Raw genomic sequence first — 24,169 nt, 5'->3', positions numbered from 1 at the left:
CCAAGGTTTTCGAGGCTCAGGGCACACTGCTAAACCAAACCGAACAAATGTATATAAATTATACCAGGAAACGCTGTGCACCTGCGCGGCTGTACCAAAAATTGTTGCTGGTCATGCGACTTACCACCGTAATACTAATCGTATCATTAATGCAGGTCAGTGCAGCTGGCCTCGCACAGAAAATCAGTCTGTCACGTTCAAACGCAGCCTTAAAAACTGTTCTGCGCGACATCAGGATCCAGAGCGGTTACGTTTTTTTATATAACGAAGCCCAGATCCGAAACGCAAAACCGGTAAGCATTAAAGTCGACAATGCAGATTTCAAAGATGTGCTTCGCCAGATCTTCAGCGAGCAGCCTTTAACGTACAGTATCAACGAGAAAACAATCACCGTTAAGGAGCGTCCATCGTCCCTGCTCGACCGGGTAATCAGCGCCTTCGCCCGGGTTGATGTTAGGGGCCGGATTGTCGACAAAGATGGAAACGGCATACCCGGAGTAACCATTCTCGTTAAAGGGACTAGCCGCTCCACCAATACCAGTAATACAGGAGGATTTAGCTTGAACGACCTTCCCGAGGGGTCCGTACTGATCATCAGGTCTGTAGGCTATAATACCAAAGAGGTAGAAGCCAGGCCAGAACTTGGTGAAATCGTGCTGGAGATGAGCGACTCTAAACTCGACGAGGTAATGGTGATCGGTTACGGTGCCACTACCCGCAGGCTCAGCACGGGCTCGACCGGACAGGTAACTGGCGAAGAGATTACCAGGCAACCGGTTTCCAACCCGATTTTGGCATTACAAGGCAGGGTACCTGGTTTGTTTATCACGCAGAATGCAGGTTTCTCCGGGGCAAACGTATCGGTCGTTATCCGTGGCCAGAATAGCCTGACCTTCAATTCAGCCGCGCCGCTGTACGTGATCGATGGGGTGCCGTTTACCAGTAGCCCTGTAGAAAGAAGCGCAGGCGGATTTTTCGGTGTGGGTGTTGGCTTCAGTCCGCTCAACACGATCAATCCATCCGAGATTGAAAGTATCGATGTGCTAAAAGACGCCGACGCCACGGCGATTTACGGATCCAGGGGGGCTAATGGCGTCATCCTGATCACTACAAAAAAAGGCAAAAAACAAGATACCAGATTTGATCTGGAATTGAGTAGTGGCTTCGGCTCCATTACCAATAGCATTCCTATGCTGAGCACCCAGCAGTATCTGGATATCCGGCGCCAGGCTTTCCTCAACGACGGCATCACACCTACGCCGGAAAACGCTCCCGATCTGACGCTTTGGGACCAGAATGGCTATACCGATTTCCCTGACTTGCTGATCGGGAAAACATCCCACCAGACTAATGCAGCGCTTTCAATATCCGGCGGCGATGACTACACCCAGTTCGTGCTCGGCGGAAACTACCGGAAAGAGTCCGTCGTTTTTTATTCTAAGTCGGCAGACAAGGCCGTACAGTCGCGGCTCAGCGTACAGCACAAAAGCCGCAACAATAAATTCAGCAGCACGGCATCTGTTAGTTACAATATAGACAACAATACCATTCCGAGCTTTAATATGACGCTGGCTAATTACGCGCTGCCGCCAAATTATCCGGTATATAATACGGATGGAACCTTGTACTTCGGTCCGGGCTATGACAGCCCGCTAGCACCGTTTAACGCAACAACCAACCTCAAAAGCGCAAACCTCAATGCCAGCGCGGGACTCTCCTACAAATTGCTGCCTGGCCTTGATCTAAAAGCAACCGGAGGTTACAACCTGATCGATGTAGAAGGCTCTAACATTACGCCTGCTTCGGCAAGTAATCCGGCAAATAACTTCTTCCAACTGGCAGTGCTGAACCACAACTACGTCAAGACCTATATTGTGGAGCCTCAGATCAACTATGAGCACAAGATCGGCAAGGGTACGCTCAATGCCTTATTGGGCGGAACCTGGCAGCAGACTCAGACAGTGCAGCCCTATTTCCTGCTGGCCACATTTACAAACCTGCAACTCGTCAACAGCCTCTCGGCGCTCAACATTCTGGCTAAGTCTTCCGGCTATAAAGACTACCGTTATGCCTCGGGCTTTGCGCGACTGGAATACAACTGGGACAATAAGTACCTGCTGAGTGCCAACATCCGCAGGGACGGTTCTTCAAGGTTCGGAGAAAGCAACCGCTATGGAAACTTTGGAAGTGCTGCAGCCGCCTGGATTTTCAGCAAAGAATCGTTCATCGCAGACAATCTGCCCTGGTTAAGTTTCGGAAAGCTGAGGGCCAGCTATGGCACAATCGGTAATGACAAAATTCCCGACTACGAATACCAGTCGGGATATGACACGGGAACAGAATACGGAATCGAAACCACATTGATACCGGGACGTATCGCCAACCCCTACCTGAAGTGGGAGCAGACAAAAAAGCTTGACCTGGCGCTTGAGACCGGGTTTCTGAAAGACCGCATCTTATTTTCTGCAAACTTTTACCGCAACCGTTCCAGCAACTTGCTGGGCACTACACCGCTTCCGGTCCAGACGGGATTTGAAGCTTATACAACTAATTTACCCGCAACAGTTCAAAACCACGGATTGGAACTAGAGTTGAGTACCGTCAACTACAGAAACAGTAACTTCAGTTGGAACACTTCGTTCAACTTTACCGCACCGCGAAACAAGCTGCTGGCCTTCGACGATTTGCAGAACTCCTCGTATGCAAACATGTATGTCGTAGGCGAATCGCTTAACCTGCGTACCATTTTCCGCTCTGGAGGCATCATAGATGGAATTGCCACAGCTGTAGATGTAAATGGTGACGGCGTCATTTCGGAGGGCATCAACGCCAATGGAAACGGCGATTATATTGTTTTCGGCAGTGCCGACCCCGATTTTTATGGTGGAATCAACAATACCCTTACATACAAAGGGTTACAGCTCGACTTTCTGTTCCAGCTTATAAAAAGGGACGACACCCGGGGCGATCTTAACTTTGCCACAGCCCCCGGACAAGGCTTCAATATACCTGAATCGCTGCTGGATGTCGGCCTTAAGTACACCTCGACCTACGGTACACCGGCAGCCGACTCGTTCTATTACTTTACCAATTCAGATGCGGCGGTCGAAGATGCCTCGTTTGTCAGGCTCAAAAATATCTCCCTTGCTTACAGCGTGCCCCAAAGCTGGACAAAACGTGTACGGATATCTGGTCTGCAGCTTTTTGCGCGGGGACAAAATTTGCTGACGTTTACAAAGTATAAAGGACTCGACCCTGAGACGCTCACCACGCAGGTGCCGCCGTTAAAAATGTTCATTGCAGGTTTTAAAGCCACATTTTAATTCGAATTTTATGAAGACCCATATCAATCAACATACTAATTTATCCGTACTCGCCCTGGCGGTGTTTATCGGATTGCTTGCGCTAAGCAGCTGCAAGAAACTGGTCGACAATGATCCGTCCAGGACACAACTGCTCGACGAGGAAGTGTATAAAGACTCTGCTACCGTGAAATCGGCAGTTGCCGGACTGTACAGCACGCTTTCCTACACCAGCCCCTATAAGTACAGTTTGTCTACGCTACCCGGGTTCAGTGCAGACGAACTGAGGTTCATCGGCAGTTCGCAGGACGCCTTTATTAACAATGCGCTGAGGTCAGACAACGCCGACGTAGCCCGGTTGTGGTCGGCCCCCTATCAAACAATATACGGCTGTAACAGTATTATCGAAGGCCTTCAGTCGGGCACGAACATGACCGACCAGTTTAAAAACCAGGCCATGGGCGAAGCGCGCTTTATCAGAGCACTGGGATACTTTTACCTGGTCAACCTTTTTGGCGATGTCCCGCTCGTGATCACGACAGACGTTATGGTAAACACCTCCAAAGGGAGAGATCCGGTGGCGACCATCTACAACCAGATCCTGAACGATCTTAAGTTTGCCCAGGCGAACCTGAGGGAAGATTATTCTGTCTCGGGCGGCGAGCGCACCCGGGCAAATAAATGGGCCGCAACGGCCTTGCTTGCAAGAACTCAGCTTTATCTGGGCAACTGGACCGAAGCAGAATCTGAAGCAACAAGCCTGATCGAAAATACGGCGCTGTTTGGTTTGCCGGGCGACCTGTCGGACGTTTTTGAAGCAAATAGCCGGGAGGCAATCCTGCAGTTCCATAACGACTTGAACGGAATTACCGGCTACGCCACCGAGGTGCTGCCAAACCCGGTGGAAGGAACCGCAAGATACATCTACTCGCCGCAGCTGGAAACCGCCTTTGAAAGCGGCGACTTAAGGAAAGCTACCTGGTCGGCCCCGATCGATTACAACGGGACATCGTACCGGTATCCGGCCAAATACAAAGATCTGGAGTCGGGATCCAATTCCGAGTACTATACCATCTTCAGACTGGCTGAGCAATACCTCATCAGAGCGGAAGCCCGCGTCAGGCGAGACAACATTTCTGGTGCACAGGCCGACCTCCTTGCCATCCGCGAGCGTGCAGATCTTGGTCCCACACCTGCAAACGACCAGCCCTCCCTCCTGCTGGCCGTCGAACAGGAACGGCGGATCGAGCTGAATGCAGAGTGGGGGCACCGCTGGTTTGATCTGAAGCGCACCAACCGGGCAACTGCCGTGTTAGGCCCAATCAAAACGACCTGGAATTCGAATGCCTTACTTTATCCAATTCCTTCAGGACAGCGCCTACTAAACAGAAGCTTAACACAAAATCAGGGCTATAACTAAAAACAAGCATAATGAAAATTACCACCTATATATTCACTTTTTTAATCGGTGCGGCCAGTCTGGCAAACGCACAGGAAGCATTCAAGATCCAGGGTAAACTTACAGGCTTAACAAGCCCCATGAAGGTTATGCTCCGGTACAACATTGGAGACAACCACCACGTCGATTCCAGCATCACGAAGGATGGGAAGTTCAACTTTAAGGGGAAGATCAGTGGTCCGGCAAGGGCAGAACTGCAGCTAAACCCTGTACAGAACGTTCCGGCCAAAAAATTGGAGATTGGGGATGTTCTACCAATGAACGATGCAGTTTCTTTAATGCTCCAGCCGGGCACAACGGAAATCAATGGCGCCAGCCTGAGCACAGCAACTATAAAGGGCGGACAAGCGCAGGCTGACTATGCGCAGTTTGAGCACATGATCGATTCTATAGGCGAATTTGTTTATCAGACCTGGAAGGCACAGACAGCAGTTTTGCCAGAAGATTCCGCAGCCTCGTTTAGAAGACTAATCTATGCACGCAGTGAACTTTTATGGCTCGCTACGAAAGACTTTGTTATGAGCCATCCCAATTCGGCTGTCTCCTATGATATTTTGACCCGATACTCAATTATCATTGAAAAGCCGGAAGATTTTGCAGCCATGTATAACAGCGTGAGCCAGCAATACAAAAATTCAGCTGATGGAAAAGTTGTTGGCGAAAGGGTTGAAATGGCCACGAAGTTCGCTGTCGGTCAAAAGGCAATTGATTTCAGTCAGACCAGCGACAAAGGACAGACCGTATCACTTTCGAGCGTAAACAAAGGGAAGTATGTCCTGATCGACTTTTGGGCAAGCTGGTGCGGCCCTTGCCGCATGGAGTATCCATTCTTGAAAAAAGCCTACGCACGGTTCAAGGACAAAAACTTTGAAATTATCGGCATCTCGCTCGACGATGACAAATCACTTTGGCTAAATGCGATCAAATCCAACGGTTTTGAGTGGATACAGCTCTGCGACCTGAAAGGACGTCAGAATGAAATTGCCAAAAAATATGGCGTAGCTGCTATTCCCCAAAGCTTCCTATTGGATCCTGAGGGCAAGATCGTCGCCAAGAACCTGCGCGGAGATGATCTCCTTGAGAAACTGGGCGAAATTATAAAGTAATCAAGTTAAAAAAGTAACCCCCTGCCGGCGTAACGCGGGCAGGGGTTTATTCACAACAAGTTACAAGGGCTGGTCCTCATCTGGTATAAGTACATAATTTTTACATATTAACTTGATAATAAGTCGATAATTAAAAGAACTTTAAAATATCCTTGACATATCGTTGGCATATTTAATAGATATATCAACGATACACCAAGGATATATCAACGATATATCAAGGATATACCAAGCCTCCATTTATTATGTAATTATTACCTATAAATTATCTATTTAATAGCATCTTGGTGTACACCGTTTAAGATGAATTTATCTCTTAAATCATAATTGCTGTTGCAGCGGGTACAGCTTGGTTGACTAAGGAATAAACTTAGTGATCGAAATGATGTTAATTCCTCTGAAACAATCATCCTGACAGCCTTCTTCTACATAACCTGCAGCAGAGATCAGTCCGGAATTTTTGGCTTCAAATGTGGTGTTTACGTTGGCTCTTTTGATCAGCAGATCGGTTTTTGCCATATGGTAGACTTCATCTAATGTCAATAACTGTCCGGCGTTTGTGTGTGCCGAGCAACGTGGGACCTGCCTACTTGATCGCCGACTCCCTCATCAACTCCTCTGCATCTCTCACCATTTGCGCTGAACCTATAAAAATGGCCGACCGCTGGTGCAATTCTGTAGGTTCAATTTCCAAAATCCGGTTGAAACCATCACTAGCCACTCCTCCTGCCTGTTCTACAATGAAAGCCATGGGGTTACATTCATAAAGCAACCTGAGTTTACCTTTTGGTGAGGCTGCTGTGGTCGGATATATGTAGATTCCGCCTTTGATGAGGTTTCGGTGGATGTCGGCCACCATGGAGCCTATATAGCGTGATGTGTATGGCCTGTTGGTTTGTTTATCTTCCGTTTGGGCATACTTAAGATATTTCTTTACGCCCTCCGGAAAGTGAACATAGTTACCTTCGTTTAAGGAATAGATATTTCCGGACTCCGGGGTTTTCATGTTGGGGTGCGACAGGCAGAATTCACCGATGGAGGGATCCAGGGTGAAGCCATTGACGCCTTTGCCCGTGGTGTATACCAGCATGGTTGATGAGCCATAAATCACATATCCGGCAGCTACCTGCTCGGTTCCTTTTTGCAGCACGTCTTCTATGGTTGCGGCACCTCCAAATGATTTCCTGCGGTAAATGGAAAATATGGTGCCCACAGCCACGTTACAGTCGATATTTGAGGAGCCGTCGAGCGGATCAATACAGACGATATACTTCGCGTTCTTGGACACGGGCGAGTCGATAGGAACAAGATCATCCTCTTCTTCGGTGGCTACCACACAGCATTCGCCACCGCTGGTTAGTGCGCTGATAAACTGAGTGTTGGCAAAGACGTCGAGTTTTTGCTGCCCCTCCCCTTGTATATTCATGGTGCCAGCGGAGCCCAGAATATCTGCCAGGCCAGCTTTATTGACCTCCCGGTTTACGATTTTTGCGGCAATGCCAATATCCCTGAGTAGTCTTGATAACTCGCCTTTTGCGTATGGAAAATCTGCCTGTTTTTCGATGATAAACTGACCCAGTGTTTTGATGCCCGACATATACTTAGTGTACTTAATACGTTATCTTTTGCCTATTTCTATGGCGGCTAAGTTATGTATTTTTCCATCTGTGATACAGAATTTGATCAGTGTTTTTACTTTATGCCACCCTGAATTCCCAGCAGCACCGGGGTTTATATGCAAGCAATCTATTTTTTTGTCGTAGATAACCTTTAAGATGTGTGAGTGACCGGATATGAACAATCTCGGAGGCTTAGTGTATATTATACGCTTTACATCAGGTGCATATTTATCGGGATACCCACCGATATGTGTCATCCATACATCGAGCCCCTCTATTTGAAAACGCAGGTGTTCGGGGTACACAGCCCTGATGTCTTTGCCATCTATATTTCCATATACTCCGCGCAGTGGTTTGAAGTTGGCAAGTGGCCCGGCTACCTCTGCCCCGAAATCTCCGGCGTGCCATATTTCATCGCAGTCGGCAAAGTGTTTATAAACGGCATCATCTAGATGACCGTGTGTATCGGAAAGCAGACCTATGGTTACCATATTGCAAATCTATGGTTTTGGCTGGCATACGCTTAACTTAAAATGCCAGGAAGAAATCTTTGAGCAGGCGGCGATACGCTTCGGTGTGAAAACCTTCCCTTTCATAGATATAGAAATGTTCGGTCTTTACTTCTTCCTGCCTATGTCCTAAAACAATAATTTGTCGGATAACGGGCTTGTTCTCATCAGAACTGATGTCGATACGCCTTTGAAGATGCAAGCCGTAAACTGGTGCCTGGTCTTTAATAAAACCAGCCTGCTTTAACGGCAAAATGAGCCACATGCTGCCGCCTGGGGCAAGTAACGCAGAGGCTTTCTGAAGGAGTGCAATGAAAAAACTATGATCCGTATGCCGGGCCACGCGTTTACGCGCTTCGGGGTTCTTAAGATCATCCACGAAATAAGGCGGGTTAGACACGATCAGATCGTAACGTGTCTGGGTTTCATAGCTGGCTATGTCGTTGTGGTATGCTTCTAGGCGGGTGGAAAACGGAGATGAGGCAAAATTTAAGCCGGCTGTCTGCGTAGCTTGCGCGTCTATTTCTACAGCGTCTACGCTGGCGTCGGGAAAGCGCTGGGCAAGCATCATGGCGATTACGCCGGTTCCGGTGCCGATATCGAGAATCGCACCTGCATTTTCCTGCATGGCAGTGGCGCCGAGCAATACACCATCGGTGTTGATCTTCATGGCGCAGCCGTATTGGTCGACCGCAAATTGTTTGAACCTGAATACCCCCTTCATTTCAAGTGTGGTCAGGATTCGTAAAGTTCGAGCGGAAGGCCGTCGGGATCACTAAAAAAGGTGAAGCGCTTGCCTGTAAATTCATCGATACGCACCGGTTCGGTCTCGATACCCAGGGCATTCAGCCTTGCTGCTTCGGCCTGTAAATCATCTACTTTGAACGCGAGATGCCTTAAACCAGCAGCTTTGGGCCGGGAAGGTCTGTGGGGCGGATTTTCGAAGGAAAAAAGCTCTATAACGTATTCGCCGTTCAGCGAAAGATCAAGTTTGTAAGACTTCCGTTCCACCCGGTATGCTTCTGCCTGTATGTCGAAGCCGAGCTTATTTACATAGAAGTCTTTAGACCGTTCGTAATTTGAACAAATAATGGCAATATGATGGATACCTTTGAGCATATCGGGTTTTTTGTTTGGCAAATTTAACCGTAGATTTGCACTTTCATAAATAGAGCATGATTTATTTCTTTCTGAGTCAGTCCGACACCGTTTACGCTTTACAAACAGAACGGGAACTTACCTCCATTGATATCAACAAACTTGAATGGCTTTTTGGCGGAGCCAGTGTACAAAAGGAAAGCCAACTGGAGGGCTATTTTGTTGGCCCGAGAGCAGCAATGATCACCCCATGGAGCACGAATGCTGTGGAGATCACTCAGAACATGGATATCAGCGGAATTATCCGGATTGAGGAATTTAAGAAGGTAGGCCAGGGCTTTGCGGATTTCGACCCTATGCTTTCACAGAAATATGAGGGACTGGATCAGGAGATCTATACCATTAATATACAACCCGAGCCCGTGATTGACATCACCGATATCGCGGCTTACAACAAGCAGGAAGGCCTCTCGCTGAGCGATGAGGAAGTGGAATACCTGAATGACCTCTCTGCACGTCTTGGCCGACCGCTGACTGACTCTGAGGTGTTCGGATTTTCTCAGGTGAACTCTGAACACTGCCGCCATAAGATATTCAACGGCAGGTTTATCATCGACGGTGAAGAGAAGCCTGTTTCACTTTTCAAGCTCATCCGTAAAACTTCAGAGGAGAACCCGAACGATATCGTATCGGCTTATAAAGACAATGTGGCTTTTATTAAAGGTCCGGTAGTGCAGCAGTTTGCACCCAAAAGGGCTGATATGCCCGATTATTACGCGACAAGCGAATTTGAGTCGGTTATATCCATAAAGGCGGAAACGCACAACTTCCCAACTACGGTTGAGCCTTTTAACGGCGCGGCTACCGGATCGGGTGGTGAGATACGGGACAGGCTGGCCGGCGGGCAGGGTGCTTTACCTTTGGCCGGTACTGCGGTGTATATGACGGCGCTATCGAGGCTTAGCAACGATCGCCCTTGGGAGCGTGGCGTTGAAGAAAGACAGTGGCTGTATCAAACGCCAATGGATATTCTGATCAAGGCTTCAAATGGTGCTACCGACTTTGGAAATAAGTTTGGTCAGCCCCTGATTACGGGCTCGGTGCTGACTTTCGAACATGAGGAAGCTGGCCGTAAACTTGGCTATGATAAAGTAATTATGCTGGCTGGCGGCGTTGGATACGGCAAAGCAAGTCAGGCTAAAAAACATACGCCGGCACCGGGCGACAAGATTGTTGTGCTGGGTGGCGAAAACTACCGTATTGGTATGGGCGGCGCGGCGGTATCCTCTGCAGATACTGGCGAGCATGGAACCGGCATTGAGCTGAACGCTATACAGCGTTCGAACCCGGAAATGCAGAAACGTGCGGCAAATGCAGTTAGGGGCATGGTAGAAAGTAACAACAACACGATCGTTTCTATTCATGACCATGGTGCGGGGGGACACTTAAACTGTCTTTCTGAACTAGTGGAAGAGACTGGTGGAAAGATTGATCTGGACAAGCTGCCGGTGGGCGACCCTACCCTTTCGGCTAAAGAGATCATCGGCAACGAATCTCAGGAGCGTATGGGACTGGTGATCAGCCAGGAGCATATAGACACGCTGCAAAAAATCGCCGACCGTGAGCGTGCCCCGATGTATACTGTGGGAACGGTTACGGGAGATCATCGTTTCACGTTTGAATCGGAAACCACTGGCGCGAAGCCAATGGATCTCGAATTAAAAGATATGTTTGGCAGCTCGCCTAAGTTTATCATGGACGACCGGAGAGTGGCTAGAACTTACGAGGGCCTGTCGTACGACGCAGAAAGATTCAACGAATACCTGGAGCAGGTGCTGCAACTTGAAGCTGTGGCATGTAAGGATTGGCTGACCAACAAGGTTGACCGTTGTGTGGGCGGCCGGGTAGCAAAACAGCAGTGCGCTGGTCCGTTGCAACTGCCGTTAAACAACTGCGGTGTAATGGCCCTGGATTTTAAAGGTAAAGAGGGTATTGCGACTTCAGTTGGCCATGCGCCTCTTTCAGCGCTGATCGATGCCGCGGCGGGAAGCCGCAATGCGGTGGCTGAGTCTTTGTCTAACATTGTTTGGGCACCATTAAAAGATGGCCTGAAAAGCGTATCGCTTTCGGCAAACTGGATGTGGGCTTGTAAAAACGAGGGCGAGGACGCCCGTTTATATGATGCGGTGCAGGCTTGCTCTGACTTTGCGATTAGCCTGGGAATCAACATCCCTACCGGGAAGGATTCACTCTCAATGAAGCAGAAATACAAGAATGACGAGGTTATTGCACCAGGAACCGTAATCATTTCTGCCGGGGGAAATTGTAATGACATCACCAAGGTAGTGGAGCCGGTGTTCCAGAAAGAGGAAGGGTCGGTTTATTATATCAACCTTTCATCTGACGATTACAAACTAGGCGGTTCTTCTTTTGCTCAGATTTTGAACAGGATTGGCAATGAAACGCCTGACGTGAAGGACGCGGCACAATTTAAACTGGCCTTCAATGCGGTACAACAACTTATTAAAGGCGACTTCATACAGGCTGGTCACGATGTAGGCAGTGGTGGTCTGATCACTACCCTGTTGGAACTTTGTTTTGCCGACCGCGACCTGGGTGCTGAACTGGACCTTTCTGCTATTGGTGAGAAAGACCTTATCAAATTGTTGTTTGCTGAGAACATCGGTATTGTTTTCCAGGCTGCATCGGGCAGGGAGACAGAAATTGAAAACACGTTAAATAATGAAGGGGTAAGCTTTTATAAAATAGGCAGGGTAAGCGGCGAGCCGGTACTGAAGATCACTGCAGGTGCACATACGCTGAATTTGGATGTGGATCATCTGCGGGATGTCTGGTTTAAAACTTCATACCTGCTTGATCAAAAACAGAGCGGCCCAGTAAAAGCGAAAGAGCGTTTCGACAATTATAAACATCAGCCGCTTAAATATAGCTTCCCGGCACAGTTTGACGGTAAAAAACCAGTTATTGCTCAGGATGCTGTGCGACCTAAGGCGGCAATCATCCGCGAGAAAGGCAGCAACTCTGAGAGGGAGCTTGCTAACGCGATGTACCTGGCTGGCTTTGATGTAAAAGATGTGCATATGACCGACCTGATTTCAGGCAGGGAAACACTTGAAGATATTCAGTTTATTGGTGCTGTTGGAGGTTTCTCCAACTCTGATGTACTTGGATCTGCGAAGGGCTGGGCTGGTGCGTTCCTGTATAATGAGAAGGCACGGATTGCACTGGAAAACTTCTTCAATCGCCCGGATACACTATCGGTTGGTATTTGTAATGGCTGTCAGTTGTTCATAGAACTTGGGCTGATCAACAAAAACCACTCGGAAAAACCAAAGATGCTGCACAATAAGAGTGGCAAACACGAAAGTATCTTTACTTCGCTTACAATTCAGGAAAACAGCTCTGTGATGCTGTCGACACTCGCCGGCAGTACATTAGGTGTTTGGGTGTCGCACGGAGAGGGAAGATTTGAGATGCCTTACCAGGAAGATCAGTATTCCATTGTGGCCAAGTACGCTTACCAGAACTATCCGGCAAGTCCGAACGACTCTGACTTCAATACAGCGATGCTGTGTGATGAGACTGGCCGCCATCTGGTGATGATGCCGCATATTGAGCGTTCTATATTCCAGTGGCACTGGGCCAACTACCCTAAAGGCCGTAAAGATGAGGTATCGCCGTGGATGGAAGCTTTTGTTAATGCACGCAAATGGATTGAAGCCCGGCAGAAATAGCCGGCGCTTATCTGTCGTTCTGAGCTATTCCGCTTAAGCGGATCTCCTCTTCGTCTATGGGAAAGACATACCGCTTATCGTTTGGTAATAAACGATAAGTGGTGTTATTCATGGTCCTGACCAGGGTTGTGGCAAAGCGCTCGTCGCGGTTCAGTCTTCTTAGATCGCTCCAGCGCAGGCATCTGAAAACCAGCTCCTTTCTTCTCTCCTTAAGAATCAATGGCAAAACCGCATCATCATCTACCCGTATCTCCCTATGGGCACTGCGCCAGCGTGACTTTAACAGAAGGTTCAGGTCGGCAATGGCGTCTTTATATCTGCCTGCCCGAGCGTAACACTCGGAACGTATGAGATACATTTCGTCCGTAGCCAGGCCGCAGAACAGATTTTTATCTCCTGAGTAACTTCCCCTGAAGGTGAAGCCGTTTCTGGCCGACACAAAGAAGAGTGTACGTCGCAGGTCAGCCTCATCATATTGGCCAAGTAGGTCAGGGTCTACCAACAGCCTCGAGGCATTGAACGCTCCGTAAGTGGTGCTTGCGTGAAAGATCACTTCCTCGTTGAAGCGCGGCAAGGGATATGAACCGGCTTTTAAGGTAGCATAGTTAAGTAGGCCGTGCTGTATTTGCAAGGCAGAATCTGCATATGCGCCAGCCTGCTCGTAGTCTTCCAAGCTCAGATACACCCTGGCCAGCAAGGCGTAAGCCGCCTGCTTTGATGGCCTGGTTTTAACCTTTTGGCTTGTGCCAAGATACGGAATGGCTTGTTTAAGATCACCGGTGATTTGATGGTAGGTTTGGCGGAGTGTCGACCGCCCGATATGTGCATCAACATCAGCGCTGAGCCGCAAGGGCAGCCCCGGCTCGCGATCCGCTGTTTCATCGTTGTATCCCTTACAAAAAAGCTGTGAAAGGTTATACAGACTGAACGAGCGAAAGAACAAGGCGCTCCCGAATACATTCTTCCATTCCGGATCCGCAGCATGTCTGGCTTTTAGCTTCTGCAGTCCGTCGAGCACAATGTTGTGCGTGAGGATCTGCTTGTACGACGCAGCCCAGTCGGTATTTTGCTCACCGCCGTAGAACCGATCGGTGGACTCCCAGATATAGGCCGACCGCTCCTGGCGTGAAAACAAAGATTGCCAGGAATCGTATGACATGTGGAAATCGCCCGAAGCCACTTCCCCTAAACCCGGCTGCGCGTTGTTCAGCAGCGTCACGTTGTCAAGCAAAGCCTGATAATCGGCCACGGTACCAGGGACGGTAAGGAATTCATCTGGCTTCTCATTGAGCCAGTTGTTGCTGCACGACAGCAAGTAGGGAATAACCAGAATAAAAAACCATAACTGTGTGCTGCGTGTAAACATATTATTTGATATTGGCCTTCAAACCGATTGCAAAGGTTCGGGGTATACGAAAAGTCCATTGATCACCTCTGGACGGGACCACATCCGGATCAAGGCCAAAGTTGTTCGCTTTCCATAGCAAGCCCAGATTATTTGCATGGACATATACGTGAAACCTGGAAAAATAACTGGAAAAGAAAGCATTTTTGATATCTACCCCTGCGATGATATCTTGCAGCCGAAGGTGGTCGGCCCGCGCAACAGTAGCCGAAGAGCCGTTATAAAAGACGTCCCTGTACGCATCCCCATTGTACGTCCCCATAGACGGAACGTTTGTTATGCTTTCATCACCCGGCTCTTGCCAGCGTCTTACAAAATCCTTAGTCATGTTATAATTCATATCAAAATTATAGATATCAGAATAATGCACAGATGGCTTCCTGAAAAAATACCCTAGCTTATAGGTTAAATTTACGCTTAAGCTGAAGTTCCGATATGCAAAGCTATTGGTAAGGCCACCGTACATAGCTGGCCTCGATGGTCCGTTGTATTCCAGGTCTTTCATCTCCGCATCGCTTACGATGCTGGCATAATCTTTACTCATAACACCGTTCAGGAAACCTTGCGGATCGCCGTTGACCGGGTCTAAACCTGCCCATTTATAACTGAAAAGAGAGAACACAGGCCGGCCTGGTATGGGACTTGGATCGGGGCTGGACCCCGACGTACCGGCATAGTACCGCCCTCTGGGATCGGCAACATAATTTCTAACCACCCTATCTTTCACCACAGAGAGGAGCATATTGGTGTTCCATTTCACCGCTCCGTTGGTGTTCTTGGTATACAATGTCAGGTCAACACCCCTCGACTTTATATCTGCATAGTTCCCGCGGAAAGCAGCTACACCTGCACTTGCTGGAAAAGCCTTATCACCAAGGATATCGGAGCCGTTTTTCAGATACATTTCTAATGAACCAGTCAGGCGCTGATTTCTTAGACTGAAATCAATCCCAAGGTTGGTAATCGCGATCTTTTCCCAACCCAGTGATGGGTTTCCGATGTTTAAGATCGTTGCATAATCCAGATTGGTAAGTGCCGCCCGGATCGGAGAATATCTTATGGTGGTGACGCCAGTAAAATCATTGTCGTAATTGCCATTCACTCCATGCGAGAGCCTGAGTTTCAAAGTTCCCAGCCATTTCAAAGCTGCAAACGCTTCCCGGTCTACATGCCACAATAGTCCGGCCGACCACAAGGGCACATTCTTTCGGTTAAACCGGACGCCAAAATAATTTGAGCCGTCTACCCTTGCACTGGCAGATGCCGTATATTTAGCATTGTAGGTGTAAGACCCATTTATATACACAGAACGGATACGGTCGAGGATTGAAAAAAGCCGACCTCCGGTGGATAACCTGCCCCCGCCCGAAGGATAGAGCGGAAAGATCGTAGTCGTATCTACATCTGCAGATGTTCTGCGTTGCGGGTCGTAACCGTACCTTGTAGCGTTTGTGCCCTCGGATTTAAATTCTGAAAACTCATATCCTGCGAGCGCTGTTAGTTCCCCCCGTCCTATCTTCCTGTTCAAATCAATTTGAAACCTTGCATTATTCCCCGAGGCTTCTACGTCCTTTTGATACAAGATTCCGCCCAAAGGGACGTTATAGCCGGTTGGTACGCCATCAGCATCCACCACGGTGTAGGTGTTAATCAAATCACGCGTTGCGATCGAGTTCAGACCCCTGTAGAGCCTGGAGTCCCTGTGGATGCGCTGATGCCTGTATCTGACGCTCAAGCTGAGACCGGTAAGAATTTGGTAACTAGCTGCCCCATCGAGCCTGAGGTCGTGCTGTCTGGTTCGGTCAACATCCGAACCCAGCTCACGGAGTGGTGTGTACGACCAATCCAGCATTCCTCTGGAAACTGCATCCCTCGCGAAAGTATTGTTATACCGGTAATCAAATTCCGCCGGGCTCCCGTCTGGTCTTTTGAGTGACATATATGGCTGTACTATACGGTTCAGCATGGATAAGGTCGTGCTGTCGGCCTCGTAACTGTTATTAACGTAATTCAATCCTGCTTCTATCGCTAATCCTTTAAGGGGTTGAAAGCTGTTTTGGAAATTGATGGTTGCGCGATCACTGCTATGGTATTTCAGTGCGGCCTGTTCGCGATCCAAACCGGCAGAGAGGTAATGCGATCGCCATGACGCCCCGCCGCTAACCGACAAATGATACTGTTGCTGCACAGGACTGCGATAAATATTTTTCTGATATTCGCGCCGAATGTCCTGCTGCCGAAAATTATCGAGTTGCTGTTTTAGGTATTCATCAGAAAGCGCTCCTGATTTATTTTGCTGCAGCAACTGAACTACGGGCGACAGCACCGGATGATTTATGTTATCATTGATCAGGTTATTATATCCGCCGTTTTGAAACTTAAACACCTCCAGATCGACATAGTCGGAACCGGTAAAATAGTTAGGATTATAAGATAGATCCGGCGAATTTCCTACGCTGACGGAAGATGTGAATGAAATTTGCGGAGATTGCCCAAAAGCTCCATTCCGGGTATTCAGTACAATAACGCCGTTTCCGGAACGGACGCCCCAAATTGATGCCGCAGCAGCATCCTTTAGCAGAGTAATGCTTTCGATATCATTAGGATTTATCGATCTCAGATCGCCATTGAAGGGAAAATTATTCAGGATGATCAGCGGCTGATCATTCGCGAAAATGGTGCTTCGGGACCGGATAGACATATCAGACATGTGCATATTGTCCCTCAACGTATTCTTGTTGAAAAGCAATCCACCTGTAATTCCTTCCAAACGCAGAAACATGTCTGATGATGTTCTACTGCTGAATTGGGTCATGTCAGTCTTTATAAAGCTACCTGTGGCACGTTCGCGCGGGACGTGCTGATAACCGGTACTAACAATTTCGACCTCGCGCAACGTATCACTTCGTACCGAAATTACCTCCGGTTCCTCGATGACATCCCTTTTTGCCGGCGCCGCAACCCTGCGTTCCTTCTCTTGAATGACCACCATTTTACCGGATATGACGTAAGTGACCGGGAACTGCTTCAGAACAGCCTTAAACACCTGATCCAGAGAAGCCTCGTGGAAATCCGCCCGAACTGAAGCGTTCGCGTCCAGACGCTTTTCATTCCAGATTACCCGGTAACCGGTCTGTCGCTTGATTTCATTGAAAAGTTGATGCAGTTTGACCTGATCTTTGGAATAGCTAAACTTCTGTGCAACTGCCGGAGCAGTTGACATCAGAATGAACAGTAATCCAAAAAATATAAGGCGCATTTATATGCAAAAATATGCATACAGAAGCTTATTTAGAGATTTTTATTTTTTTTCCTTCTACAGAAAAATGCACATCTCCAGTCATTTCCAGCAATTCCAGCACCTCCGCAAGACTGGCCGACCGAGATATTGATCCGCCGAACCTTTCCTTGCCCACGGCTTTATCCTGATAAACAACCTCCATGTCATACCATCGCGCCACTTTTAGCATAATATTCTGCAAAGGTTCATTTCTGAACATAAACTCACCGTTTTTCCAGGAAATGGCTATCTCCGGATCGGCAGACTGTACGCTGAAACCTGTTCCGTCGTTTATTGCTTCCTGATTAGGCTTCAACCTAACCTTGGGCGCATTGCCTGAACCACGGGAGCTTAACTCCACGGCGCCCTCAAGCAAGGAGGTTTTCGTAAAGGCATCAGCGTTGTAAGCCGAAACATTAAATCGCGTTCCTAATACCTTGATATCCTCAAAAGCCGTCTGAACGATAAAAGGACGGGCTTCATCCTTAAAAACTTCAAAGTAGGCTTCGCCGCTGAGGGTTACTCTACGCGCCTTTGATTTTGCAAATGCGATAGGGACTTTAAGGGAAGTCGCGGCATTTAGCCATACTTTGCTGTCGTCCGACAGTGAGATTTCGTACTGCCCCCCATTAGGGACAGAGATCGTGCTGTATCCTACAGCGGTTACGTTAATTTGAGGGTCAGTTATTTTGTAGGCTAGCCGTCCGTCACTCACTTTTATGATCTCCAATCCATCCTGGCTCGCCAGTACACCAGTTTCCGAACTGTCTAACATAATTTCTTTACCATCAGCGAGGGTCAACACTGCTTGATTGGCAACCGGAGTTGTGCTGGTGGTGTGATTAACTTTCGGGGCTTCGCCCGGACTAAAATACAGTAACGTCCCGCCCACAATAGCAATTATTGCAGCTGCCGCGGCCATCTTCCCTACCCATAGTTTAACTGATGATCGTCCCTTGCTTCCTGGCAGCTGTGTGTAGATCTCTTTGCCAAGTTCCCGCAGGTGCTTGTCGGACAATCCCATTCCATCTTCATTAAAGCGCAGGTACCAACCTTCAACTAAGGCTTTTTCAGCCTCGCTGCATGCTCCTTCACGGTATTTCCGGAGTAGATCTCTCTCTTCTGCTTGCATTTGCGATTGTTGGTTACTGATTTATAACAACTAAACGGTTTAGCGACCCGAAACAGGAAGATTTATTTACCATATTTTATAAAAAGCTTTTAAAACACTGATTGCTAGCAGGATAAAAATCCATAAGTTCAGTTTTGACTTAAGAATGCGCCGCGCATTACCCAATTGTTTAGACACGTTGTGTTCCGAGGTGTCCAGTTTTTGCGCAATTTCCTTCGTGGTATATCGATCTTTAATACTCAGTTCAAATATCGCCCGCATTTTCCTTGGCAGCGCCTGTATCTCCTTTTCAATATAATCCCGAAACTGCCGCTCCCGGATACGGTGGTCGGTGTCATCCGGCCCCATAACATCGGCTGCCTCAGTCAATGAAATGGAAACGCTTTTGCCAGTGGAATGAATAAAGATATCTATGATCCTATTTCTGAGCGAGGTGTACAGATACCCCCCCAAATTTATCGCTTTGATATCTTTGTCCCGGCGTTGCCATACCATCGTGAACAATTCCTGCACTACATCTTTTGCCTGCTCTTCATCTCTCAATTTCTTATAAGCGTGAGAGATCATCAGGTAATAATACCGGTTGTAAATCTCAGTATAAGCGGTGTAATCTGATTTCTTCAGCAGATCTAATAAAGCGGCATCTGTGAGTTTCTTATACATACCTTCGGGATGCTCAATATTACAACTTTAGCGGAAAAAAATAAAGTGCAAACCGCTATTCATGTTAATTCAAGGAGCCATTCAGTCTTGTAAACCTAACCTGAATTCCATAAGCCCTTGGTGAACTAAAAAGAGCTTGGATCTACATCTAGTGCCGATGGAGGCGCACTAAGGGCCTGAGCACCCCAGGTTTTATTCGGTTTATCGCCCATAGTTAAGACAAGCGTACCACCATTAATAAGATCAGAATGGGTAAACCATGGACGGTCCAGCACCTTGCCGTTCAGCTTTGCCGTTTGGATGTAGACGTTTGTGGTTGAATTGTTAACAGCCTTTACTGTAAACTTCTTTCCTGAGGGTAACCGGATGCTGGCTTCCGGAAACACCGGACTACCAATAGTATAAACCGGGATTCCGGGCGTGACAGGAAAAAACCCAAGCATAGAAAAAACAACGAATGAGGTCATTCCGCCCCCGTCTTCGTCGCCGGGTATACCAAAATAATTGTCGGTAAACCAGGTATCGATCAACATTCTGATCCGCTTTTGGGTTTTCCAGGGAGAGCCGGTGTAATTATATAAGTAAGGTATATGAAAACTCGGTTCATTTCCCATAACGAACTGGCCTACCAATCCGGAGGCATCTGGCTGTGTTCTCCAGAAAACGAATTTAGAAGCGCCCAGATCTTCACGGAACAACTGATCGAGCTTAGCTTCAGCCTGTTGCCTTCCGCCCATCAGGGCAAACAGACCTTCGAAGTCGTGCTTTACCGACCAGTTGTAGGTATACGCGTTGTTTTCGGTAAAGAACTCCCGACCGGCAGATTTAGGGTTCATGTCTTCTATCCACTTCCCGTTTTTGTCTTTGGCCCACATAAAACCCTTTTCTGGACGAAACACGTTGCGATAAAATGTAGCTCTGCGAAGAAATAGTTCACCGTCGCCATCCTTTCCCAACACCTTAGCAAGATTTGCGATGTTCCAATCGCTGAAACTATTCTCGAGGGTCACCGACACCGCCTGCCGCTTTTCCCAAACATCCTCTACCTGCGGGACCGTTTCTTTCTCGCCGTAAGGCAAACCGGGCATGTAACCGTTTTTGTTGTAAAACGAATCAAGCACTGTAGCAGGCCCGTTATTCCAGGGAAGCAGTGTACCCTCCAGGGAATTCTTCCTGAGCCCCTCATAAGCGGCTTTCAGATCAAATCCTCTCAATCCTTTATAATAGGCATCAGCGAACCAGGTCGCCGCATGATTGCCCGTCATGGCAGGCCAGTCGCCAAATACTACTGCAAATGACGGCATCCATCCGCCCTGCCGGTACATATCGATATAAGAGTTGATCTTTTGAACTTCCTTTTCTGGATTGAGAATGGTATGCAGGGGCTCCAGTGCGATATAATTATCCCATATCCAATTGTCCACGAAAAACGGTTCGTCGCTGTTGTGGACCTTATGATCGAAACCGCTATAATATCGCCCGTATTCGTTAATATCAACCATGCGCTCGTAGCATCGGTACAGGGACGTGTAGAAGACGCGCTTTTGAGCGTTAGTGCCACCTTTAATATTTATTTGAGACAATACTTCGTTCCATTTATCTGAAGCACTTCTCTTTACCTCCTCAAAACTGTTGGCGATATTGTCTTTCTGAAAATTAAGTTCAGCTTGTTCGGCAGAAATATAGGAGATTGAATATCGGAAAGTCACTTCATCTGGCACCTGGATCAAAAGATCACGTTTACTCGCGGAGTCCCTATAATTTTCGCTGATGATATCGGCGTCTACCTCTGCATACAGATAAGCTTTCATACCCTGAAAGCTTTCTAAACCAATTATTTTGCGTTTACCTGCTATCGTATACTGTCCAGCACCATTTATCAGGCCAAGCCGGATAAAATGCTTGTCCCTACCTTTAAAGCCTATCCGGAAAATGCCGCTTTTCTTGGAGGGTGAAAACTCTGTTACCGTCCCTTCATCGCCTAGCTCTGACCGGTAGTAGTACGGACTGAGGACCTCTTTATGGTAGACCTCTTTTCTGTCCCATAGTGACGATGGATTGCCGCTGAGGGGCATGAAACTGAAAACAAAAGCGACGCGGTGCGACGCTACTGTTAAAGGAAAATAGGCTATCTGGTCGTCAAGTGCATCTTTCCGCATGGGGAAAACGCGTATCATTTCGTTTGGCAACTGGACCGTTGGACGGGTTGGCTCAAGGATGTGGCCCACCCCGCCTATAGAAGGATCAACGTACGATAAATTGGACTTTTGGGCTAAAACAGGAGATAGACAAGTTGCGGCAGTAGCAAACAAAAGCCCGGCAAGCGATACTCTTAAATTCATACGGTTATAAATGGTCTGATTCGCGCGAAACGATCTTATCAAAGATAACACATTCAACTTGTATATACAAGATGCATGAGCCGGCATTTATAAGCGGCTCGTAGCGGAAGCAGGCCGCTATCAGATCAGCGAACGTTGACCTCCCGATCGACGTTTTTATATAAAAATCAAAAAACACGCTAGAAATTCTCAAAAATTCTTTGATTATCTATCAACATTTGTATTTTTACAAACGATTTACACAAAATAACCAAACAAATATTCTATTTTTGATGAAATTTTAAACAAATAAATGAAAAGCTTAAGAACAATCGCATTAAAAGAAGCTCAAACCAGAGTTTCACCAGAGGTAAAGTCTCCGTCGACCAGGATTTCTGAGTTTTTTGGGGTGAACGTTTTTGATAAGAAAAAAATGAAAGATTTCTTATCAAAGGATGTTTATGAAAAACTTGTTTCTGCTATCGATCAGGGAGAGTTGATCAACTTCGATGATGCCAATCAGATTGCCGCCGCAATGAAGAGCTGGGCAATGAGCAAAGGTGCTACCCATTACACGCACTGGTTTCAGCCGCTAACTGGCACTACCGCGGAAAAGCATGATTCGTTCTTTGAGCCAAGCAGCGAAGGTGCCATCGAGAAATTTGCAGGAAGCGCACTTGTACAGCAGGAGCCAGATGCCTCAAGTTTCCCTAACGGAGGTATCCGTAACACATTTGAGGCCCGTGGTTATACCGCATGGGATCCTTCTTCGCCTGCGTTCATTATGGAAAGCAAAGCAGGTAAAACGCTTTGCATCCCTACCGTATTTGTTTCTTATACAGGCGAGGCACTGGATTACAAAGCGCCGTTGCTTAAAGCGTTAGCGGCTATGGATAAGGCGGCGGTTGATGTTTGCCAGTATTTCGATAAGAGCATCGCTAAAGTAAATGCTTCACTAGGTATCGAGCAGGAATATTTCCTTGTCGACCTTGCCTTATATAATGCTCGTCCGGATCTTGCTTTAACCGGCCGTACTTTGTTCGGACACATGTCTGCCAAAGGTCAGCAGCTTGAAGATCATTACTTCGGATCTATTCCTGAGCGTGTATTTACATTTATGGTCGACTTCGAGAATGAAGCGCTGAAACTGGGAATTCCTTTGAAGACCCGCCACAACGAGGTGGCTCCTTCCCAATTCGAGTGTGCACCTATTTATGAGGAAATCAACCTGGCCATCGACCACAACCAGTTGTTAATGGACCTGATGGAGAAGGTTGCTTTGAGACACAAGTTTAAAGTATTGCTTCACGAGAAGCCTTATGCAGGAATAAATGGTTCCGGTAAGCACAACAACTGGTCGCTGATCACAGATACAGGTAAAAACCTGCTTGCTCCAGGTAAAACACCTAAGAATAACCTGATGTTCCTGACCTTCTTTGTGAACACCATCAAGGCGGTTCACGAGCATGCTGATCTGTTGAGAGCATCTATCGCTTCAGTTAGCAACGATCACCGTCTGGGCGCAAACGAGGCTCCTCCTGCGATTATTTCCATTTTCCTTGGTCAGCAGTTGAACGAAGTGTTAGACGAGATTGAACATTCACGTATCAGCAAAAAGATCAAAGAAGATAACGCATTATGGTTAGGTATTCCTAAAATCCCTCAGATCCTATTGGACAATACTGACCGTAACCGTACCTCTCCTTTTGCTTTCACTGGTAACAAGTTCGAACTTAGAGCAGTAGGTTCGTCTGCTAACTCAGCAGCACCTATGACTGTTTTAAATGCTATCGTTGCAGATCAGCTGACTAAATTCAAAGTTGAAGTTGACAAACTGATCAAAAAAGGCGAGAAAAAAGATATTGCGCTGTTAACTGTAATCAAAAAATACATCAAAGAGTCGAAAGACATCCGCTTTGAAGGAAACGGGTATAGCGATGAGTGGGCTGCAGAAGCTGAAAAACGTGGTCTTTCAAACATCAAAACCACTCCACGTGCGCTGGATGCTTATGTAAGTGAGAAATCTACTGAGCTGTTTACCAAACTAAACATTTACGGTAAGCGTGAACTTCATGCCCGCCATGAGATCCTTCTTGAGAACTATTACAAGAAACTTCAGATTGAAGCAAGAGTGATGGGTGAAGTTGCGAACAGCATGATCATTCCTGCTACCATAGCTTATCAGAATTCACTGATCGAAAACGCTAAAGGACTGAAAGATCTTGGTCTAGGAGAGGCTGCTTTAGCTACTCCTGTGGCGATCATCAATAAATTGTCTGACCATCTCAATGTCGTTAAAACCAGCATCGACAACATGCTTGAGCAACGCAAACAAGTAAATACCATCGAGGATAGCCGCGACAAAGCCATTGCTTACGACGAGAAGGTTAAATCTTACTTCGATGAAATCCGTTATCATACGGACAAACTTGAGCAAATTGTGGACGACAGCGTATGGCCTTTGCCTAAATTCAGAGAGCTGTTGTTCCTGAAATAACTTAGACCTTAATTTTTAGTTTT

The 24,169-nt window shown here is 47.4% G+C and carries 15 protein-coding genes; 5 read left to right on the top strand and 10 right to left on the bottom strand.

Annotation, left to right across the window (positions count from 1 at the left end; all coding sequences use genetic code 11):
- Positions 1–47 precede the first annotated feature (47 nt).
- From J3P40_RS09670 to J3P40_RS09660, 3 genes are read left to right on the top strand one after another with little or no spacing between them, the layout of a single operon-like run.
- Positions 48–3,323, top strand: coding sequence for a SusC/RagA family TonB-linked outer membrane protein (locus J3P40_RS09670; protein ID WP_256004940.1), 3,276 nt, complete (start codon positions 48–50; stop codon positions 3,321–3,323).
- Between the two features lie 10 nt (positions 3,324–3,333).
- Positions 3,334–4,722 (top strand): RagB/SusD family nutrient uptake outer membrane protein, encoded by a 1,389-nt coding sequence (locus J3P40_RS09665; RefSeq protein WP_256004939.1) that lies wholly within the window; start codon positions 3,334–3,336, stop codon positions 4,720–4,722.
- Between the two features lie 11 nt (positions 4,723–4,733).
- Positions 4,734–5,867 carry a TlpA disulfide reductase family protein gene (locus J3P40_RS09660; RefSeq protein WP_256004938.1) on the top strand — a complete coding sequence of 378 codons (1,134 nt, stop codon included), beginning with the start codon at positions 4,734–4,736 and terminating at the stop codon, positions 5,865–5,867.
- Positions 5,868–6,224: 357 nt separating this feature from the next.
- Here J3P40_RS09660 and J3P40_RS09655 read toward each other — a convergent pair whose 3' ends face one another.
- The 5 genes from J3P40_RS09655 to gloA2 all read right to left on the bottom strand — a co-directional run bounded on the left by J3P40_RS09655 (position 6,225) and on the right by gloA2 (position 9,114).
- Positions 6,225–6,386 carry a hypothetical protein gene (locus J3P40_RS09655; RefSeq protein ID WP_256004937.1) on the bottom strand — a complete coding sequence of 54 codons (162 nt, stop codon included), beginning with the start codon at positions 6,384–6,386 and terminating at the stop codon, positions 6,225–6,227.
- A 67-nt stretch (positions 6,387–6,453) separates the two neighbouring features.
- The gene (gene fbp / locus J3P40_RS09650) at positions 6,454–7,464 is read right to left on the bottom strand and encodes a class 1 fructose-bisphosphatase (RefSeq protein WP_256004936.1); all 1,011 of its coding nucleotides are present in this window, start codon (positions 7,462–7,464) and stop codon (positions 6,454–6,456) included.
- Positions 7,465–7,485: 21 nt separating this feature from the next.
- Entirely contained in the window at positions 7,486–7,977 is a 492-nt protein-coding gene (locus J3P40_RS09645; RefSeq protein WP_256004935.1) for a metallophosphoesterase family protein, read from the bottom strand.
- A gap of 37 nt (positions 7,978–8,014) precedes the next feature.
- A complete protein-coding gene (locus J3P40_RS09640) occupies positions 8,015–8,719 on the bottom strand; it encodes a tRNA1(Val) (adenine(37)-N6)-methyltransferase (protein WP_256004934.1) in 705 nt (234 codons plus the stop codon).
- Positions 8,720–8,730: 11 nt separating this feature from the next.
- Complete coding sequence (gene gloA2 / locus J3P40_RS09635) at positions 8,731–9,114, bottom strand: SMU1112c/YaeR family gloxylase I-like metalloprotein (RefSeq protein ID WP_256004933.1); 384 nt, start codon at positions 9,112–9,114, stop codon at positions 8,731–8,733.
- Positions 9,115–9,170: 56 nt separating this feature from the next.
- On the opposite strand from gloA2, the gene purL reads away from it, so the two are divergent.
- Positions 9,171–12,848, top strand: coding sequence for a phosphoribosylformylglycinamidine synthase (gene purL, locus J3P40_RS09630; protein ID WP_256004932.1), 3,678 nt, complete (start codon positions 9,171–9,173; stop codon positions 12,846–12,848).
- A gap of 7 nt (positions 12,849–12,855) precedes the next feature.
- On the opposite strand, the gene J3P40_RS09625 is transcribed toward purL, so the two are convergent.
- From J3P40_RS09625 to J3P40_RS09605, 5 genes are all read right to left on the bottom strand, one after another.
- Positions 12,856–14,214: a RagB/SusD family nutrient uptake outer membrane protein gene (locus tag J3P40_RS09625; protein WP_256004931.1), complete on the bottom strand. Its 1,359-nt coding sequence runs from the start codon at positions 14,212–14,214 to the stop codon at positions 12,856–12,858.
- 1 nt (position 14,215) lies between these two features.
- Positions 14,216–17,476 carry a SusC/RagA family TonB-linked outer membrane protein gene (locus J3P40_RS09620; RefSeq protein ID WP_256004930.1) on the bottom strand — a complete coding sequence of 1,087 codons (3,261 nt, stop codon included), beginning with the start codon at positions 17,474–17,476 and terminating at the stop codon, positions 14,216–14,218.
- A 64-nt stretch (positions 17,477–17,540) separates the two neighbouring features.
- The gene (locus J3P40_RS09615; protein WP_256004929.1) at positions 17,541–18,665 is read right to left on the bottom strand and encodes a FecR family protein; all 1,125 of its coding nucleotides are present in this window, start codon (positions 18,663–18,665) and stop codon (positions 17,541–17,543) included.
- Between the two features lie 66 nt (positions 18,666–18,731).
- Positions 18,732–19,328, bottom strand: a complete 597-nt coding sequence (locus tag J3P40_RS09610) for an RNA polymerase sigma factor (RefSeq protein ID WP_256004928.1) — start codon at positions 19,326–19,328, stop codon at positions 18,732–18,734.
- A 125-nt stretch (positions 19,329–19,453) separates the two neighbouring features.
- Positions 19,454–21,670, bottom strand: coding sequence for a GH92 family glycosyl hydrolase (locus J3P40_RS09605; RefSeq protein ID WP_256004927.1), 2,217 nt, complete (start codon positions 21,668–21,670; stop codon positions 19,454–19,456).
- Between the two features lie 292 nt (positions 21,671–21,962).
- On the opposite strand from J3P40_RS09605, the gene J3P40_RS09600 reads away from it, so the two are divergent.
- Positions 21,963–24,146, top strand: coding sequence for a glutamine synthetase III family protein (locus J3P40_RS09600; protein WP_256004926.1), 2,184 nt, complete (start codon positions 21,963–21,965; stop codon positions 24,144–24,146).
- Positions 24,147–24,169 lie beyond the last annotated feature (23 nt).

The organism is Pedobacter deserti, assembly GCF_024436415.1.
GTDB lineage: Bacteria > Bacteroidota > Bacteroidia > Sphingobacteriales > Sphingobacteriaceae > Pedobacter > Pedobacter faecalis.
This window is presented reverse-complemented; position numbering and strand designations above follow the sequence as displayed.